Below are 15,746 nucleotides of genomic sequence, written 5' to 3'. Positions count from 1 at the left end.
CTCAAATAAGAGTAAATGTAATTTACAATTTATACACTTTCAGCCGCAGATGCAGGCGCAGGCCGGGCGCGGCGTTTTCTGCCCACAGTTCACCGCCTTGCAACTGCACGATGCTGCGGGCAATCGACAGGCCCAGGCCAAAACCATCGCCTCCCGGTCGCGCGGCGTTAAGACGAGTGAAGGGCTGGAAGATCTGTTCGAGCTTCTGCGGATCGACGCCGGAACCTTGGTCTTCAATCTGCAGGTGCCAATAATCACCATCCAGGGCACCGCGCAAGCGTACTGCACCGTCTTCGGGTGAATGACGGATCGCGTTGCGCAAGATATTTTCCAGGGCCTGGGCCAGGCCGTTGAGGTTGCCCAGCACACAGCAATCTTGCGGCAGTTGGCAGGGCAGGCGTTCGCTGGGCCAGCCGCTTTCGAAGCAGGCGTCCTCGCGCAGCACTTCCCAGAGCTGTTCCATCTCCACTGCTTCCAGGGGCATCAGCGGGCGCTCGGTGTCCAGCCAGACCAGCTCCAGGGTGTTGCCGATCAGCCGCTCCATGCCTTGCACTTCGCGGTCCAGGCGCTGGCGCATGGCGACCGAATCCGGCTCGCGCTCACCGGCCACCCGTAGCCGGCTCAAGGGTGTGCGCAGCTCGTGGGACAAGTCCTGCAGCAAGCGTCGCTGTAGTACTACCGTACTTTCCAGGCGTTCGGCCATATGGTCGAAGGCCCGGCCCAGTTCACCCAGCTCATCGCGTCGATGCGTCACTGGAGGGCCGACCCGCGCGGCCAGATCGCCAGCGCTCAAGGCGTTAGCCTGACGCCGCAGAATCACCATGGGCGCAATCAGCACCCGGTACAGTAGCGCGCCGAACAACAGCGCCAGGGAGGCCGGCAGCCCGTGCTGCAGCACGACATTCCACAGGTCATGGTTCTTGCGCGGATCAAGGCGCAGTGGCAGCTCCATCACCAGCCGGGATTGGTCGTCGCTGAACGGCATGACGAACGTCGGCCGGCCACCGGGGCGTCCCACCGACCAGCCGACGTCGCGCACGAAATCCAGCTTGCGCCGCTCGCGGCCCCTCAATGGCCGCGAAGACAGCGAGTTCTGACTCCCATCAACCACCACCGCCCAGACCTGCTCGCGCTCGCGTAGATCTTGCAAAAAATCATCGACACCCGCCGCGCCGCGCTCACGCCAGGCAGTTTCGGCCTGGCGTGCATAGTCATTGAGGATCTGCTGGGTGGGCCCCGGCAAGTGTGCGGTGGCCTCGTAGAGGCGCTTGCTCAGATCGACCTGCAAGGTGACCACCAACAGGCACAGCACCGCCAGCACCCCGGTCAACTTCCACAGCAATGAGTGCCGGTTGGGCAGCTTCATGCCGCCAGCCGCGTCAGCATATAGCCCGTACTCCTGACCGTTTCCACACGCCCGGCGGTATAGCCGATGGCCTGCAACTTGCGCCGAATGCGGCTGACATGCATGTCCAGGCTGCGATCATGTTGGGAGTAAGCGCGGTGCATCACCTGCTGATAGAGGAAGGCCTTGCTCAGCACTTCGTCGACGTGAGCCACCAGGGTCTCCAGCACCCGGTATTCGGTGGTGGTCAAGTCGGCCCATTGGCCGTCCTGGCTGACATCGGCGCGCTGTTCGTCAAACAGCAACTGCGGGTCGTGGCGCACCCCGCCTGGCACCTCATGCTCATAGGCCACCCGGCGCAGGATGGCGTCGATGCGCACATCCATCTCCAGCATGCTGAATGGCTTGGGCAGGTAGTCATCCGCACCCTGGCTGAAGCCGGTGATGCGATCCTGTTCGGCGCCCAGGGCCGACATCAGGATCACCGGCACCCGTTGATGGCGACGCAGTTGGGCCAACACCTCAAGGCCGCTGCTGCCGGGCAGCATGATGTCCATCAGAATCAGGTCGAAATCCTGGTTGCGCACCAGGTCGACGATCTCGCCACCGTCATGGCGCAACGTGACCTCGAAACCCCGCTGGCTAAGGTGATTGCCAAGGTGAGCGGCGAGCACCGGGTCATCCTCAACGGCCAGGATTCGGCCGTGAGCGGGAGGCGAGTGGGGGAGCAGCATGGGAACTTCCTGCGAATGCGAATGGTTCTATATTGTGCATTCTGACAAAAGCCAGGGAACATTCCTACCCGCTGCGTCTTATCACCTCATCTCTCGGATGATTTTGCAGAATACCGGGTCATTCAGGTGCGCCACATTCAATCGGGCCCAGGGCACGATATTTTTCGGCTGGAACGCCTAAGAAAGTAACCAACAAACGCTTACTCCACGGATCGGCCCTTGCTCCGGTTGATGGGGCAGGCAAATCAAAAACCAGATCAAAAGCCAGCGCCAATCCGCTTTTCTGTGGGAGCGAGGGGGACGCCTAGTGCTTGCTCGCGAAAAACCTGAGGGCACCGCGGTGATTCAGGAAGCCAGCGTCATCGTTAACGACCATCGCGAGCAAGCTCGCTCCTACAGTCAGTGGGCAGTAGATCCGCTCTTGCTTTTCACCACTCACGCTCCCCCATCAAGGCCGCTGCGGCTTCACCGAACTCCCAAACGTATTCCCCATCCGCACACGGGTAGCCGCCGGCGTAGACAACCCGATCTGGTTCGGAGCCCGCTTGTCTATGGACTTTTTCTGCGCCTCAAGGTTCTTCTGCGCCGCCTTGGCCGCGTCCGGGTTGTTGCCCATCTGCTGGCTCAGACACCCATAGTCAGGCGCTTTATAGCCGTCAATATTCACGTCGACGCAACCACTTGCAGCTTCCCCACCCAGCACCGTCGATGGCAAACCCGCGAACAACAGCAGCATCAGGAACAGTTTCATCAGTGCCTCCTGCCTGGCCCGAAAAAGCGGGCCACTGTGGTTGCAAAGTCTAGCCCAGCGCTTGCTGCGAAGCCGTGATGTTTTTTTTGCCATCACCGTAACATCAGGTTCATAAACTGGCCTCAGGATGACGGTTTTCGCAGGATACGTCAGCCGTGCAGCGATGCAGAGCAGATGGCGAACGGTGGGCCTGGAGGCACGCGTACTGTTGCCTGGCTTTGCTGTTGGGCTTGATGTTGTCGAACCCGGTGCGGGCTGATTCGTCGCCGTTGCTGGTTTTGGATCTGCCGGCACAGAACCTGGCCCAGGCACTGGAAGCTTTCAGTCGCTCAACTGGAATGGCGGTGCTGGTGGACCGTGAACTGACCCGCGGGCGGCGTTCGATTGGAGTACGCGGTCGTTACAGCGCGCAGCAGGCCCTGAGCCTACTGCTGACAGGGAGTGGCTTGATGGCGCGTTACGCACGCAGCGATGCATTCACCCTGCAAGTGCCCGAAGTCAGCCAACTGCCCACGGCTCGCGGGGCCAAGGAGCGGGGCGTGGCGCGGATCAACAGCAGTTACGCGACAGCCTTGCAGCAGGCGATTGAAGCCAGCCTGTGCCGTTCACCGCTGACCCGCCCCGGCAGTTTTCGCGCACTGGTGCAGCTCTGGGTCAATCGGGAGGGGCTGATCGAGCACAGCCGCCTGGTCAGTTCCACCGGCGATGAACAGCGCGATGAAGCGCTGGTACAAAGCCTGGCCAGCACCCGGGTGGAACGTCCGGCGCCCAGTTCGTTGCGCTTGCCGGTGACCTTACTGTTAATGCCCGACACCACAGGAAAACGCATGGAATGCACAGCACGGGAAGGAGCTCGGGGGGCATGAAAAATACCGGACACAGTCCGATGGTCAGTTTGTTCCTGGCGTCCTACGAGGACTTCAAGGTGCGCTTGCGCAAACGGCTGGGCTCGGAGGACCTGGCCAACGATGTCCTGCATGAAACCTACCTGCGGGTCGACCGCATGGAAGTGCCGCCGAACCTGCTGCAACCCAATGCCTACCTGTACCGCATCGCGCTGAACATCGCCGCCGACCGGCGCGAGGCCGATGCCCGGCTGTTGACCGGCAGCGAAGTTGAAGAGCTGTTGCAAACCGTCGACGAAGCCCAGGACCCATCCCGTGTCGTCGGCGGCCAGAAAGAAATCCAGTCCTTGCTCAAGGCCCTCTACGAACTGCCGGCGCGGCGGCGCAAGATCCTTATCGCCGCGCGCCTGGAGGAGGCGCCGCACCTGGAAATCTCCCAGCGTTTCGGTATTTCCACGCGCATGGTCGAAAAGGAAATCAAGGCCGCCCTCGGCCACTGCGCCTTGCGCCTTGAAAGAAAAGTGATCCAGCGGTTCGGTCCCGGCGCCGGAAAACCGTCTTAATGATTGAGTCCCTGATAAATCTGTGAGTACCTGCGCGCTTGAACATTTTTAGCCTCTCCACTGCCCGGGATACGCCAGACAGCCGACTGCGCAGCGAAGCCCGCGACTGGCTGGTGCTGTTGACCTCGGGCCAGGCCACCGTCGCCGATGCCAATGCCTTGCGCCTGTGGTGCGCCCAGAGCCCGGAGCATGCCCAGGCTTTCGAGCAGGCCAAGACGCTGTGGCACCAACTGGTACCTGCCGTCGAGCAACTGCAGCAACCCCGGCACTTCGGGCGCCGGGCGTTCCTGGGCGGGGCGATTGCCGCGTCGGCCGCGTTGTTTATGGTGCGGGCCACGATACCCGGAGGTTTTTCCGGACTGACGGCGGACTACCGCACCGAGGTCGGCGAACAGCACCGGATCGAACTGCGGGACGGCATCCGCCTGGAACTCAACACCCAGACCCGCATCAGCCGCCGCGAAGGGGGCATCGAGTTGCTGGAGGGGGAGGTCGAAGTCCTGGCGAACGCGGCGCAACCGCTCAAGATCCAGGCAGGTAAAGGCTGGCTGAGTGCGGCCCAGGCGCGTTTTAATGTGCGCAATACCGACCACAGCGTCTGCGTGACCTGCATCGAGGGGTCGCTAACGGTAGCCGTGGGCGGGCGCAGTGTCCGCCTGGACAGCGGCCGCCAGCTGACCTACGACGCCGCAGGACTGGGCGAGCCGTTGGCGGTGGACACCCAGGCGGTAATCGCCTGGCGCGAACAGGTCTTGGTATTCAACAACGCCACCCTCAATACCGTGATCGACGAGATCAACCGTTATCGTCCGGGAATGCTGGTGCTGCTCAACCGCGAGCTGGGCAAGCGCCGGGTGCAGGCACGGTTCAGCTTGCACCAGTTGGCGGGCGTGGCGTTGCTGATTCGCGATGCCTATGGGGCCACCTGCACGGAGTTGCCGGGTGGGGTGGTGTTGTTGAGTTAGCGGGGGTGTTTGACGTTCAGTTCAAAGGCCCCAAGACCTGGCGATAGCGCTCAATGCCTTGGGGCGTCTGGCGCTCCAGGCTGATCTCGACCCCTAGCGGATTCTCCTGGCGATTACCGCTCAATTGCCGCCACCCCTTGTCCGCATCCCACACCCGTAATTGCAGGTCGCTGACCTGGGTAAGCACCGCCACCGGGTCCTTTGGCGCGGGTAACGGATACCGATCGCGCGCGGGCGCTGCGGCGCGGTACAAGGTGTCGCCCTTGAGCCACCAGTGCACCCGTTGCAACCCGTCGCCGGGGACCGCTGAGCGGCGAATTACCTCCAGGCGAAAGCCCTTGCTGTCGGAGCTGCGCACGCTCAGTGCGGCCAGCGTGCCCGGTGGCGTAGGCTGATCTTCGGTCGCCGGTGGCGCCAGCTCCACACCGGCGCGCAGGCTGACGTCCAGTTGCAACTGGTTCAACGCACGAAGCAGGACTTCGGTCTGTTCGGTACTGGCCTGCAAGTGGGCGTCGGCACGGGTGACGCTGTCCAGGCCGCGCCAGGCAATCAGGCTGACCACTGCCATCAGCATGATCGCCACCATCACCTCGATCAGGGTAAAACCTTTCTGGTCATTGCTCATGGCTGGTTCACCACGCGCAGCAAGCCGGCCGCATCACGTTGCAGGCTGAGGCTGTGTTGCCCATCGGACAGTACAACCTGCAACGGCGGGTTGATCCATTCGGCGTCGAGCATCAGGGTTTGCCTCGGTTCGATGCGCACCTGCATCGGCGAACTGTCCCAGGGGCGCGGGCGCAGTTGCGGGTCGCGCTCGAATAATTCCAGGCTCAGGCCGTCGTCGCTGCGGCGGCTGAAGTGAAAGCCCTTGGCATCGGCCCGCCAGGTGATCGCCCGGCCGTCGGCGCGGGCTTCGGCCTGGGCCACTTGCAACACCTGGCTCAAGCGTTCGGCGTCCTTGCGCAACAGGTGCAGCGGGTCCGGTTTGATGCTCAGGCTGATGGCCGCGCTGGCGATGCCGATGATCACCAGTACCACCATCAGTTCTATCAAGGTGAAACCCTGCTGTTTCATGGGTGTGCTCTCTGGTGTCGAATCGATCCTGTGAAATAAAACCGTGAGAATTGCCCTGTAGCCTGTCGAGACGGACAAACAGGAGGTCCCGCCCATGGCATTCGTCGATCGCATTTCACCCGCCCAAGGTATCCAGGCACTGGCCTTGCTGGCGGCGCTGGCCGGGGTCGCCACCTGGACGCCGTTGCTGCTGACGTCCGCCGAGTCGCAGACCCCGCAAGCCCCGCCCCAGGTGCTCGCCGCCCACAGTGACAACCCGGCCCTGCAATGGTTTTCCAACGTCCCGGCTGAGTTGCAGGTCAAGGTCTCTGGGGTACTGGCCGGGGCTCGTGGCGCGGTGGCGATCCTCAGCCTCAACGACGGCCCGCCCCGCAGCTTTCTGCTCGGTGAACGCCTCAGCCCCGGTGTGCGTCTTGCAGCCATCGAAGGCGATGGGGTGGTGATCGAGCGCGGCGGTGAAAAGGTCCGCGTGGCCCTCGACAAATTGCCCGTCGCGCCGGCCTTGCCGACCCTCACTCGACAGTAACCGGCGTCTTGAGTCGTTGCGCTCGCCCCAATAAAGTCTCCAGTCGGGCCAGGGGCGGCGCTTCACGGGCGGCGTCCAACACCTGCACGCTGACCTTGAACAACGGCCCATGGGGGCCTGTGCTGATGACTTGCTCGCAACGCAGTTTCAGTCGGCCCTGGTCGCATTCAAAGGTTTTGCGCCCCGGACTCAAGCGACCCTCCAGACGCAACTCGGTCAGGCGACTCTGGGCGGCCAGCAAGGCCATGGATTTGTCCCGCAGCAGGCCATTGCTCTGGGTCATCAGCCCGGCCACGCGCACGGCGGCCGCCATGGCCACGGCGATGATCGCCAGCGCCACCAGCACTTCAATCAGGGTAAAACCTTGCTCGTTGCGAGGGCCGCGCATGGCGTACTCAAAGCCTGGAAACAGGCCCGCAGACTAGCCCGTGGAGTTGACCGATTGGCGACCAAAGCTCCCGAGGATTTTCAATACGACTGACATGTGTTCTTGCAACACTGCGGGCCGAAATACACTCAAGCCAAGGAATGTCGAGATGGATATCGCGCACTTAAAATCCGCATCGCCAGGCCCTAGCGGCCAGCGTGGCTTCACCCTGATCGAGATCATGGTGGTGGTGGTGATCCTCGGGATTCTGGCGGCGATGGTAGTGCCCAAGGTGCTCGATCGCCCGGATCAGGCGCGAGCCACGGCCGCCAAACAGGACATCGGTGGGCTGATGCAGGCACTCAAACTCTATCGCCTGGACCACGGCACCTATCCGAACATGACCCAGGGCCTGAAGGTGTTGGTGGAGCGCCCGGCGGATGCGAAAAACAGCAACTGGCGCGCCTATCTTGAGCGCTTGCCCAACGACCCGTGGGGCCACCCTTACAACTACCTCAATCCGGGTGCCAACGGTGAAGTCGATATTTTCTCCCTGGGCGCCGATGGGCAACCGGACGGCGACGGCGTCAATGCCGATATCGGCTCCTGGCAGCTATAAGTCCCGTCATGAACAGGCATTCGCCCACAGCGGCGAAGCAGTGCGGCATGGCGATTATCAGCGCCTTATTGATCGCCGCCGTGGTGGCGGTGATCGCCGGCGCTATGTTGACCCGACAAACTGTCTTCACCCGCAGCCTGGAAGCCGAGCAACTGCGCATCCAGGGTCAGTGGGCGTTACAGGGCGGGCTGGAAGTCAGTCGCCAGTTGCTATGGGAGGCGCGTCAGAAAGATGTGCTGACTCGACTCGACCAGCCCTGGGCGCGGCCGTTGGGGGGAGCCTTTGAGGGGCAACTGGAAGACGAACAGGGCAAGTTCAACCTGCGCAACCTGGTGGCCCATCAGCAGCCGGATGCCGCGCAACTGCAGAGCTTCGAGCGGCTGTGCCAGTTGATCGGCGTCGACCCCGCGGTGAGCCGGCGCATCAGCCAGCGGGTGATCGCTTCCTATGATCAACGGTTGGCGGCATCGTCATCGAGCACGGGTTTTAACAGCGGCCGTGACATCTCGCCTGGCGCAGTGAGCGACCTGCGGCCGGCCAAGCGTGCGATGTTGCGCAGCCTGGACGATCTGGCGGGCATCGAGGGCCTTGAGCCGCGCCTGCTTCGGCGTATGGCGGTGTATGTCAGCGTGCTGCCCGGCAACACTTGGGTCAACGGCAATACCGCCAGTGCCGAAGTGCTCAGCGCGGTTGTGCCGGGGCTGGGCTTGCCACGGGCACAGGCGCTGGTGGCCGAGCGTGACGGTGGCCGCTGGTTTATCAATCGTGGTGATTTCGTCAATCGCCTGCGCATGCCACAGGTGGCGGTGGGCACGGTGCAGGTGGGGATTACCAGTGAGTGGTTTCGCCTGCACGGCCAGGCCCGCCGCGAACAGCGTCGGGTGACGATGGAGGCGCTGCTGTTCCGGCCTGAAGACCGCCAGCCCCAGGTAATCTGGTCGCGGGTGGGCGCATGAGCCGCCTGCGTATTGCCTTGCCGCCGCTGGATCAACTGAGCGCCGAGAGCCCGGTGCAGTTCGCCTGGCTCGACCGCGCCGGGCAGGTCAGTCGCCAGGGCCAGAGTAGCCTGGCGCAGTTGGGGCAGGCTCATAAAACGGCGGCGGCCCAGTGCTTCCTGCATCCTCGGGACAGCCTGCTGACCAGCCTGGAGCTGCCGCAATTGCCAGCCACCAAGGTGGCGGCGGCGGTGGCCTGCGCAGCCCAGGCGCTGATACTCGGCCCGGTGGAACAGATACACGTCGCCCACGGCCCACGGGAGAGCAATGGCCTGGTGCAGGTGGGCTGGTTGCCCAAGGCCCACCTGGAGCAGTTGAGCCAGGTAATGAACCAAGTACAACTGAAAGTCCGCGGCCTGTACCCAGCGCCCTATGCCTTGCCGGTACCGGCTGCGGGACAACTGACAGCGGCGTTTGCCGACGGCCAGTTGCTGTTGCGCCACAGCCTGCAGCAGGGCGCGGTGCATCCCCTCGGGCAGCAGGCGCTGGATGATCTGCTGGGCAGCGGTGTCGACCTGAGCCGTATCAGTGAAGACGCGCCGCAACGCTGGAGCGGCGCAACCCCGAGCTGGGGTTTGCACGGTCGGCTCAAACGGGCCAACGGAACGGCCGGCTGGGGCAGGGCGCTGGGTTTTACGGCGGTGGCCGTGGCGATCTGGACCCTGGGCTTGAACCTGTACGCGGCGCGTCAAGTGGACGCGGGTCAACAGCTCAAGGCGCGGATGAGTCAGCAGGTGCGCCAGGCTTTTCCCGAACTACCGGTGATCCTCAACCCGTTGCAACAGGCCCGCCAGCAATTGGCTGCCCGCCAGAGCGGCAGCGAGCCAGGCCAGCGTTTTAACAGCCTGTTGCAACTGGCCGGCAGCAGCATGCCGTTCATGGTTGCCAGCGTCGATTCCCTGGTCTTCGAGCAAGGCCGTCTGCACCTGAACCTGCTCGCCGACAGCCGCAACCCTGGCGCCGAAGGTGACTGGCAAGCGGTGCTGGCCAAGGCCGGTTTCACTGCCAGTCGCGATGACCATGGCTGGACCCTGGGTCCGCTCGCTGAGCCGACTACTCCCGAAACCGGCACGGGAGACGACGATGAGTAATCCCCTGATTGCCCGCTGGCAGCACCTGCGCAGCCAGAGCGAAGTGTTCTGGAACGGCCTGGCCCTGCGGGAAAAACGCCTGCTCGGCGGGGCCGCTCTGGTGCTCTCGGGGCTGTTGATCTGGCTGATGTTGATTCAGCCGCCGCTGAAGAAGATTGATTACTGGCAAGCCGAAACCCCCAGGCTGCGAGCTCAAGCCGAGACCTTGCAAGTGCTGTTGCAGGGCCTCGCCCCAGCGCCTGGCGCCGGGCAGGATCTGGATTTGGCCTTGCGCCAGGCCCTCGACAACGCTGGGCTCCAGGGCCGTTATCAATTGGAAAACACTGCCCCCGGCAGTTGGCGCCTGACCTTTCAAGACGCCCCGGCGGATACCGTGGTGGGTTGGTTGCTGGGCAGTATCCGGTCATTTTCCCTGGAAGTGTCCGAGGCGCGCTTGCAACGTGCAGGCGACGCCACCGAAAACCCGTCCGGCACGTTGTCCGGGACCGTTCGCATGGATCAGGCGCTTGGCGCTAAGGAAGCTTCATGAAGTGGTCAGTCCCCAATTCGGCGCCTTATCGCAAGGTCGCGCCCTTGTTGTTGCTGGCGCTGAGTGCGTGCAGCAACACCCAATCGCCTACTCCGCCACCGTTACTGGTGGACAGCGAACTCGGCCAGCCGCTGGCTGACACCCGGCGCAGCGGCGACGCACTGCTGGACCGCCAGCGCGAGCCGGCACAGCGGCCCCGCGTGCAACACCCGGTGACCAACAGTGCCCGTGGCCATGCGGCCGCGCCTGCCAAAGGCCGCAACCCCTTGGGCGATCAGCCGGTGCAACTGAACTTTGTCGACGCCGATATCCAGGCGGTGGTGCGTGCCTTGTCCCGTGCCACTGGCCAGCAGTTTCTGGTGGACCCTCGGGTCAAGGGTAACCTGACCCTGGTCAGCGAAGGCCTGGTGCCGGCGCACCAGGCCTACGACATGCTCCTGGCGGCATTGCGCATGCAGGGCTTCAGCGTGGTGGACGTCGGCGGCGTCGCCCAGGTGGTGCCCGAAGCCGATGCCAAGCTGTTGGGCGGGCCGATCTACAACGCCAGCAACCCCGGCGGCAACGGCATGCAGACGCGCACCTTTCGCCTGCAATACGAAAACGCGGTGAACCTGATCCCGGTGCTGCGGCCGATCGTTTCACCCAACAACCCGATCAACGCCTACCCCGGCAACAACAGCATCGTCATCACCGACTACGCAGAAAACCTGGCGCGGGTGGCGCAGATCATCGATGGCATCGACACCCCGAGCGCCATCGACACTGACGTGGTGGCGGTGCAAAACGGCATTGCCGTGGACATTGCGGCGATGGTCTCGCAGCTTTTGGAAACCCAGGGCAGCGACCAGACCCAGAAGATCAACGTGATCGGCGACCCGCGCTCCAACTCAATCATCATCCGCGCCGGTAGCCCCGAGCGTACCGAGCTGGCGCGCAACCTGATCTACAAACTGGACAACGCCCAGAGCAACCCCAGCAATATGCACGTGGTGTACCTGCGCAACGCCCAGGCGGGGAAGTTGGCGCAGTCCCTGCGCGGTTTGCTCACTGGTGAGAGTGAGAGCGGCACCAGCGATAACGCCCGTTCCAAGTTGAGCACCATGGGCGGCTCGGGCCAGAACGGCCAAGGCAGCACCCAGAACAGCAGCGGCACCCCCACCGGCAGTGGCGTTCAATCCGCCAATGCCGGTTACGGCCAGGATGCCGGTTCCACCAGCAGCGCCAGCCATTCGCCCAGCGATCAGAGCACTGCCTTCAGCGCTGGCGGCGTGACGATCCAGGCGGACGCCACCACCAACACCTTGCTGATCTCGGCGCCTGAACCGCTGTACCGCAACCTGCGGGAAGTCATCGATATGCTTGATCAGCGCCGCGCCCAGGTGGTGATTGAAAGCCTGATCGTCGAAGTCGGTGAGGACGACGCCAGTGAGTTCGGCGTGCAGTGGCAGGCCGGGAATCTGGGGGGCAAGGGTGGTTTTGGCGGGGTCAACCTCGGCGGTAGTGGGCTTAACGGTACGCCCGACAGCAAGACCAGCATCGACGTATTGCCCAAGGGTTTGAACATCGGGCTGGTGGACGGCACGGTGGATATTCCGGGGATCGGCAAGGTGCTGGATCTCAAGGTGTTGGCCAGGGCGCTGAAGAGCAAGGGCGGCACCAACGTGTTGTCGACGCCCAATCTGTTGACCCTGGATAACGAGGCGGCGAGCATTTTTGTCGGACAGACGATTCCGTTTGTCACGGGCAGTTATGTGACGGGAGGTGGTGGCACCAGTAACAATCCGTTCCAGACGGTGCAGCGCGAAGAGGTGGGGCTCAAGCTCAATGTGCGGCCGCAGATTTCCGAGGGCGGCACGGTGAAACTGGATATTTACCAGGAGGTCAGCAGCGTGGATGCGCGGGCTTCGGTGGCGGCAGGGACGGTGACCAACAAGCGGGCGATTGATACCAGTATTTTGCTCGATGACGGGCAGATCATGGTGCTGGGTGGGTTGCTGCAGGATGGCTATAGCCAGAGTAATGATGCGGTGCCTTGGTTGTCGGATATTCCGGGGTTGGGGGTGTTGTTTCGTAATGAGAAACGCAGTGTGACGAAGACCAATTTGATGGTGTTTTTGCGGCCTTACATTATTCGCGACAGTGGGGCGGGGCGCAGTATTACGCTCAATCGCTATGAGTTTATGCGCAGGGCTCAGGGTGGGTTGCAGCCGGAGCGTAGTTGGGCGATGCCGGATGTGCAGGCGCCGCAGTTGCCTTCGGTGCACAAGGCGATTCCTGAGGAGGGGCAGGGGCCCCGGGCGGTGATTCGGGCGGTGCCGGTTCAGGGGGGCGCGCGGCCATGAGCCTGCTCCCCTACGTCTGGGCCAAATCCCAACGCATCCTCCTCCACCCAGGGGAAGAAGGCCCCACCCTGACCATCTGCCCCTCAACCCCCGGCTGGTCCATCGGCGAAGTCCACCGCCAGTTTGGCCAAACCCGCCTGGAGCAGGTCCGCGACGACCAACTCGACGGCCTCCTGGCCAGCGCCTACGCCGACACCGGCAGCGCCGCCGCCGTGGTCGGCGCCGCCGAAAACGAAGTCGACCTCGACCGCCTCATGCAAGACATCCCTGAAATCACCGACCTGCTCGACACCCAGGACGGCGCCCCCGTGATCCGCATGATCAACGCCTTGCTGACCCAGGCCGCTCGCGACGAAGCCAGCGACATCCACATCGAACCCTACGAAAGCCATTCCGTGGTGCGTTACCGCGTCGACGGCACCCTGCGTGATGTGGTGTCGCCACGCAAGGCGCTGCACGGCGCGCTGGTGTCGCGTATCAAGATCATGGCCCAACTCGACATCGCTGAAAAACGCTTGCCCCAGGACGGTCGCATCGCCCTGCGCGTTGCCGGGCGGCCCATTGATATTCGCGTGTCCACCGTACCCACCGGCCACGGCGAGCGGGTGGTGATGCGCTTGCTGGACAAACAGGCCGGGCGCCTGCAGCTGGAAACCCTCGGCATGGCCCCGCAATTGCTGGCTCGCCTCGACACGCTGATCCTCCAGCCCCACGGTATCGTACTGGTCACCGGGCCGACTGGCAGCGGTAAGACCACCAGCCTCTATGCGGCCCTGGCGCGGCTGGACGCCAGCACCAGCAATATCCTCACCGTCGAAGACCCGGTGGAATACGACCTGCCAGGCATCAGCCAGATCCAGGTCAATGCCAAGATCGACATGACCTTCGCCCTGGCCCTGCGGGCGATTCTGCGCCAGGACCCGGACATCATCATGATCGGTGAGATCCGCGACCTGGAGACTGCACAAATCGCTGTGCAGGCCTCGCTGACCGGGCACCTGGTGCTCGCGACCCTGCACACCAACGATGCGGTGTCAGCGGTGAATCGCTTGATCGATATGGGCGTTGAACCGTTCCTGCTGGCTTCATCCTTGCTCGGCGTACTGGCCCAGCGGTTGGTGCGGCGGCTGTGTCAGCACTGCAAGCAAGAAGACCCGTCGGCACCCGGCACATGGCGCCCGGTGGGTTGTGCTCACTGCAACCAGATTGGCTACAGCGGCCGTACTGGCATCCATGAATTATTCTGCATCGACGATGACCTGCGCGGCCTGATCCACCAAGGTGCTGGCGAGCAGGAGCTGCGCGCCGCCGCACGCCGCGCCGGGATGTTGAGCATGCGCGAAGACGGCGAGCGCTGGGTGCGCAGCGGCGCCACTGCGGCCGAAGAAATCCTGCGTGTAACCCGGGACGCCTGATGAACCGATACCGATACGAAGCCGCCGACGCCACCGGCAAGCTGGAGTCTGGGCACCTGGAAGCCGACAGTCAGAGCGCGGCCTTTGCCAACCTGCGCAGCCGTGGCCTGACCGCCTTGCTGGTGCAGATCGAGGGCAACCAGAGTGCCGCCGCCGGCAGCAGTCTGTTCACCGCCAAGCTCTCGGATAACGACCTGGCCTGGGCCACTCGGCAGTTGGCCAGCTTGCTCGGTGCGAGCCTGCCGTTGGAAGCGGCCCTCAGTGCGACGGTGGAGCAGGCCGAGCGCAAGCACATCGCCCAGACCCTCAGCGCAGTGCGCGCCGATGTGCGCAGTGGTATGCGTCTGGCCGATGCGCTGGCGGCGCGGCCCCGGGACTTTCCGTCGATCTACCGTGCGCTGATCGCGGCAGGGGAGGAGTCTGGCGACCTGGCCCAGGTCATGGAGCGCCTGGCCGACTACATCGAAGAGCGCAACAACCTGCGGGGCAAGATTCTCACTGCATTTATCTATCCGGGCGTGGTGGGGCTGGTGTCCATCGGCATCGTGATTTTCCTGCTTAGCTACGTGGTGCCGCAGGTGGTCAGCGCGTTTTCCCAGGCGCGCCAGGACCTGCCGGGGCTGACCCTGGCGATGCTCAATGCCAGTGACTTTATTCGCGCCTGGGGCTGGCTGTGTTTTGTCGGTCTGGTGGGCGGTTTCTGGAGCTGGCGCCTGTACCTGCGTAACCCCGTGGCGCGCTTGAACTGGCACAGTCGCGTCCTGCGCCTGCCGCTGATCGGGCGCTTTGTGCTGGGGCTCAACACCGCACGGTTTGCCTCGACACTGGCGATCCTCGGTGGCGCCGGTGTGCCGCTGTTGCGGGCGTTGGAAGCGGCGCGCCAGACCCTGTCCAACGACCGCTTGAGTCTGTGCGTCACAGACGCCACCGCCAAGGTTCGCGAAGGCGTCAACCTGGCCACTGCGCTGGCGGTGGAGAAGGTGTTCCCGCCGGTGCTGATCCACTTGATTGCCAGCGGTGAGAAGACCGGGTCCTTGCCGCCGATGCTGGAGCGTGCCGCGCAAACCCTGTCGCGGGATATTGAACGGCGGGCCATGGGCATGACGGCCTTGCTTGAACCGCTGATGATCGTGGTGATGGGCGCGGTGGTGCTGGTGATCGTCATGGCGGTGCTGTTGCCCATCATCGAAATCAACCAATTGGTCACATAGCCGTTGTCGAGCCCCAGCGAGGCTGCGTCGGCCGCACTACCACCCTCAAGCCCTCGATACCGAGTCCCCAAACTCGGGTTCCTCATTCTGTCATCTGCCTACCCCTCGACACGGCCCGCGCTGCCTCCAGCCCAGGGCCGAAAAACCCTCTTGAAACCTCGCTGTCACCTGGGTTGAAACAGCCCGGTTTTGTTGCCAAAACACCCGAGAATCTTTTTAAAAATCAAGCCTTTCCTCCCGAGGTTTTTTCCTACATCTGTCATCGGAAACTGCGAACTTCTTCGCTATGGCCTCACCCCTAGAGCCCTCTGAATCAAGGCTTGAAACCCGAGCGCCATGGCGTCATGCAAGAACCCACTACCCAACGTACAAAC

At 63.4% G+C, this 15,746-nt stretch carries 17 protein-coding genes; 11 read left to right on the top strand and 6 right to left on the bottom strand.

The window, feature by feature from the left end; genetic code table 11:
- Positions 1 to 22: 22 nt before the first annotated feature.
- From ACZRKZ_RS07585 to ACZRKZ_RS07575, 3 genes are all read right to left on the bottom strand, one after another.
- A complete protein-coding gene (locus tag ACZRKZ_RS07585; RefSeq protein ID WP_463981245.1) occupies positions 23 to 1,366 on the bottom strand; it encodes a histidine kinase sensor domain-containing protein in 1,344 nt (447 codons plus the stop codon).
- Positions 1,363 to 2,079 carry a response regulator transcription factor gene (locus ACZRKZ_RS07580; protein ID WP_463969556.1) on the bottom strand — a complete coding sequence of 239 codons (717 nt, stop codon included), beginning with the start codon at positions 2,077 to 2,079 and terminating at the stop codon, positions 1,363 to 1,365. Before ACZRKZ_RS07580 ends, ACZRKZ_RS07585 begins: the two co-directional genes overlap by 4 nt.
- Before the next feature lie 448 nt (positions 2,080 to 2,527).
- Positions 2,528 to 2,815: a hypothetical protein gene (locus tag ACZRKZ_RS07575; protein ID WP_463969600.1), complete on the bottom strand. Its 288-nt coding sequence runs from the start codon at positions 2,813 to 2,815 to the stop codon at positions 2,528 to 2,530.
- 248 nt (positions 2,816 to 3,063) lie between these two features.
- Between ACZRKZ_RS07575 and ACZRKZ_RS07570 the strand changes: the two genes are divergently transcribed.
- The 3 genes from ACZRKZ_RS07570 to ACZRKZ_RS07560 are packed head-to-tail and all read left to right on the top strand — an operon-like array spanning position 3,064 to position 5,203.
- Positions 3,064 to 3,696: a secretin and TonB N-terminal domain-containing protein gene (locus tag ACZRKZ_RS07570; protein WP_463981244.1), complete on the top strand. Its 633-nt coding sequence runs from the start codon at positions 3,064 to 3,066 to the stop codon at positions 3,694 to 3,696.
- Positions 3,693 to 4,238: an RNA polymerase sigma factor gene (locus tag ACZRKZ_RS07565; RefSeq protein ID WP_463969558.1), complete on the top strand. Its 546-nt coding sequence runs from the start codon at positions 3,693 to 3,695 to the stop codon at positions 4,236 to 4,238. The genes ACZRKZ_RS07570 and ACZRKZ_RS07565 overlap by 4 nt, the downstream gene beginning before the upstream one ends.
- A 38-nt stretch (positions 4,239 to 4,276) precedes the next feature.
- A complete protein-coding gene (locus ACZRKZ_RS07560) occupies positions 4,277 to 5,203 on the top strand; it encodes a FecR family protein (protein ID WP_463981243.1) in 927 nt (308 codons plus the stop codon).
- 16 nt (positions 5,204 to 5,219) lie between these two features.
- Here ACZRKZ_RS07560 and ACZRKZ_RS07555 read toward each other — a convergent pair whose 3' ends face one another.
- Positions 5,220 to 5,828 (bottom strand): type II secretion system protein GspJ, encoded by a 609-nt coding sequence (locus ACZRKZ_RS07555; protein WP_463981242.1) that lies wholly within the window; start codon positions 5,826 to 5,828, stop codon positions 5,220 to 5,222.
- Positions 5,825 to 6,277: a type II secretion system minor pseudopilin GspH gene (gene gspH / locus ACZRKZ_RS07550; protein ID WP_463981241.1), complete on the bottom strand. Its 453-nt coding sequence runs from the start codon at positions 6,275 to 6,277 to the stop codon at positions 5,825 to 5,827. The genes ACZRKZ_RS07555 and gspH overlap by 4 nt, the downstream gene beginning before the upstream one ends.
- Positions 6,278 to 6,371: 94 nt before the next feature.
- Between gspH and ACZRKZ_RS07545 the strand changes: the two genes are divergently transcribed.
- Complete coding sequence (locus ACZRKZ_RS07545; RefSeq protein ID WP_463981240.1) at positions 6,372 to 6,803, top strand: type II secretion system protein N; 432 nt, start codon at positions 6,372 to 6,374, stop codon at positions 6,801 to 6,803.
- On the opposite strand, the gene gspI is transcribed toward ACZRKZ_RS07545, so the two are convergent.
- The gene (gspI, locus tag ACZRKZ_RS07540) at positions 6,790 to 7,191 is read right to left on the bottom strand and encodes a type II secretion system minor pseudopilin GspI (protein WP_463981239.1); all 402 of its coding nucleotides are present in this window, start codon (positions 7,189 to 7,191) and stop codon (positions 6,790 to 6,792) included. The two genes, ACZRKZ_RS07545 and gspI, sit on opposite strands and share 14 nt — an antisense overlap.
- A gap of 148 nt (positions 7,192 to 7,339) precedes the next feature.
- Here gspI and gspG point away from each other — a divergent pair, with 148 nt between their 5' ends.
- The 7 genes from gspG to gspF are packed head-to-tail and all read left to right on the top strand — an operon-like array spanning position 7,340 to position 15,372.
- Positions 7,340 to 7,789 carry a type II secretion system major pseudopilin GspG gene (gspG, locus tag ACZRKZ_RS07535; RefSeq protein WP_463981238.1) on the top strand — a complete coding sequence of 150 codons (450 nt, stop codon included), beginning with the start codon at positions 7,340 to 7,342 and terminating at the stop codon, positions 7,787 to 7,789.
- An 8-nt stretch (positions 7,790 to 7,797) separates the two neighbouring features.
- On the top strand, positions 7,798 to 8,745 hold the full coding sequence (gene gspK / locus ACZRKZ_RS07530) for a type II secretion system minor pseudopilin GspK (protein ID WP_463981237.1): 948 nt from the start codon (positions 7,798 to 7,800) through the stop codon (positions 8,743 to 8,745).
- Positions 8,742 to 9,875 carry a type II secretion system protein GspL gene (gene gspL, locus ACZRKZ_RS07525; RefSeq protein ID WP_463981236.1) on the top strand — a complete coding sequence of 378 codons (1,134 nt, stop codon included), beginning with the start codon at positions 8,742 to 8,744 and terminating at the stop codon, positions 9,873 to 9,875. Before gspK ends, gspL begins: the two co-directional genes overlap by 4 nt.
- Positions 9,868 to 10,404: a type II secretion system protein GspM gene (gspM, locus tag ACZRKZ_RS07520; RefSeq protein WP_463981235.1), complete on the top strand. Its 537-nt coding sequence runs from the start codon at positions 9,868 to 9,870 to the stop codon at positions 10,402 to 10,404. Before gspL ends, gspM begins: the two co-directional genes overlap by 8 nt.
- Positions 10,401 to 12,746, top strand: coding sequence for a type II secretion system secretin GspD (gspD, locus tag ACZRKZ_RS07515; protein ID WP_463981234.1), 2,346 nt, complete (start codon positions 10,401 to 10,403; stop codon positions 12,744 to 12,746). Before gspM ends, gspD begins: the two co-directional genes overlap by 4 nt.
- A complete protein-coding gene (gene gspE / locus ACZRKZ_RS07510) occupies positions 12,743 to 14,161 on the top strand; it encodes a type II secretion system ATPase GspE (protein ID WP_463981233.1) in 1,419 nt (472 codons plus the stop codon). The genes gspD and gspE overlap by 4 nt, the downstream gene beginning before the upstream one ends.
- Positions 14,161 to 15,372: a type II secretion system inner membrane protein GspF gene (gene gspF / locus ACZRKZ_RS07505; RefSeq protein ID WP_149414572.1), complete on the top strand. Its 1,212-nt coding sequence runs from the start codon at positions 14,161 to 14,163 to the stop codon at positions 15,370 to 15,372. The genes gspE and gspF overlap by 1 nt, the downstream gene beginning before the upstream one ends.
- Positions 15,373 to 15,746 lie beyond the last annotated feature (374 nt).

It is taken from the genome of Pseudomonas sp. c313 (genome assembly GCF_055407145.1).
The sequence above is the reverse complement of the archived record's forward strand: the minus strand, read 5'-3'. Positions and strand labels throughout refer to the sequence as shown.

Bases quoted from the DNA above. Each gene is read 5' to 3' on its own strand.
- ACZRKZ_RS07585 (WP_463981245.1), bottom strand. From the start codon at position 1,366: ATGAAGCTGCCCAACCGGCACTCATTGCTGTGGAAGTTGACCGGGGTG.
- ACZRKZ_RS07580 (WP_463969556.1), bottom strand. From the start codon at position 2,079: ATGCTGCTCCCCCACTCGCCTCCCGCTCACGGCCGAATCCTGGCCGTT.
- ACZRKZ_RS07575 (WP_463969600.1), bottom strand. From the start codon at position 2,815: ATGCTGCTGTTGTTCGCGGGTTTGCCATCGACGGTGCTGGGTGGGGAA.
- ACZRKZ_RS07570 (WP_463981244.1), top strand. From the start codon at position 3,064: ATGTTGTCGAACCCGGTGCGGGCTGATTCGTCGCCGTTGCTGGTTTTG.
- ACZRKZ_RS07565 (WP_463969558.1), top strand. From the start codon at position 3,693: ATGAAAAATACCGGACACAGTCCGATGGTCAGTTTGTTCCTGGCGTCC.
- ACZRKZ_RS07555 (WP_463981242.1), bottom strand. From the start codon at position 5,828: ATGAGCAATGACCAGAAAGGTTTTACCCTGATCGAGGTGATGGTGGCG.
- gspH (WP_463981241.1), bottom strand. From the start codon at position 6,277: ATGAAACAGCAGGGTTTCACCTTGATAGAACTGATGGTGGTACTGGTG.
- ACZRKZ_RS07545 (WP_463981240.1), top strand. From the start codon at position 6,372: ATGGCATTCGTCGATCGCATTTCACCCGCCCAAGGTATCCAGGCACTG.
- gspI (WP_463981239.1), bottom strand. From the start codon at position 7,191: ATGCGCGGCCCTCGCAACGAGCAAGGTTTTACCCTGATTGAAGTGCTG.
- gspG (WP_463981238.1), top strand. From the start codon at position 7,340: ATGGATATCGCGCACTTAAAATCCGCATCGCCAGGCCCTAGCGGCCAG.
- gspK (WP_463981237.1), top strand. From the start codon at position 7,798: ATGAACAGGCATTCGCCCACAGCGGCGAAGCAGTGCGGCATGGCGATT.
- gspL (WP_463981236.1), top strand. From the start codon at position 8,742: ATGAGCCGCCTGCGTATTGCCTTGCCGCCGCTGGATCAACTGAGCGCC.
- gspM (WP_463981235.1), top strand. From the start codon at position 9,868: ATGAGTAATCCCCTGATTGCCCGCTGGCAGCACCTGCGCAGCCAGAGC.
- gspD (WP_463981234.1), top strand. From the start codon at position 10,401: ATGAAGTGGTCAGTCCCCAATTCGGCGCCTTATCGCAAGGTCGCGCCC.
- gspE (WP_463981233.1), top strand. From the start codon at position 12,743: ATGAGCCTGCTCCCCTACGTCTGGGCCAAATCCCAACGCATCCTCCTC.
- gspF (WP_149414572.1), top strand. From the start codon at position 14,161: ATGAACCGATACCGATACGAAGCCGCCGACGCCACCGGCAAGCTGGAG.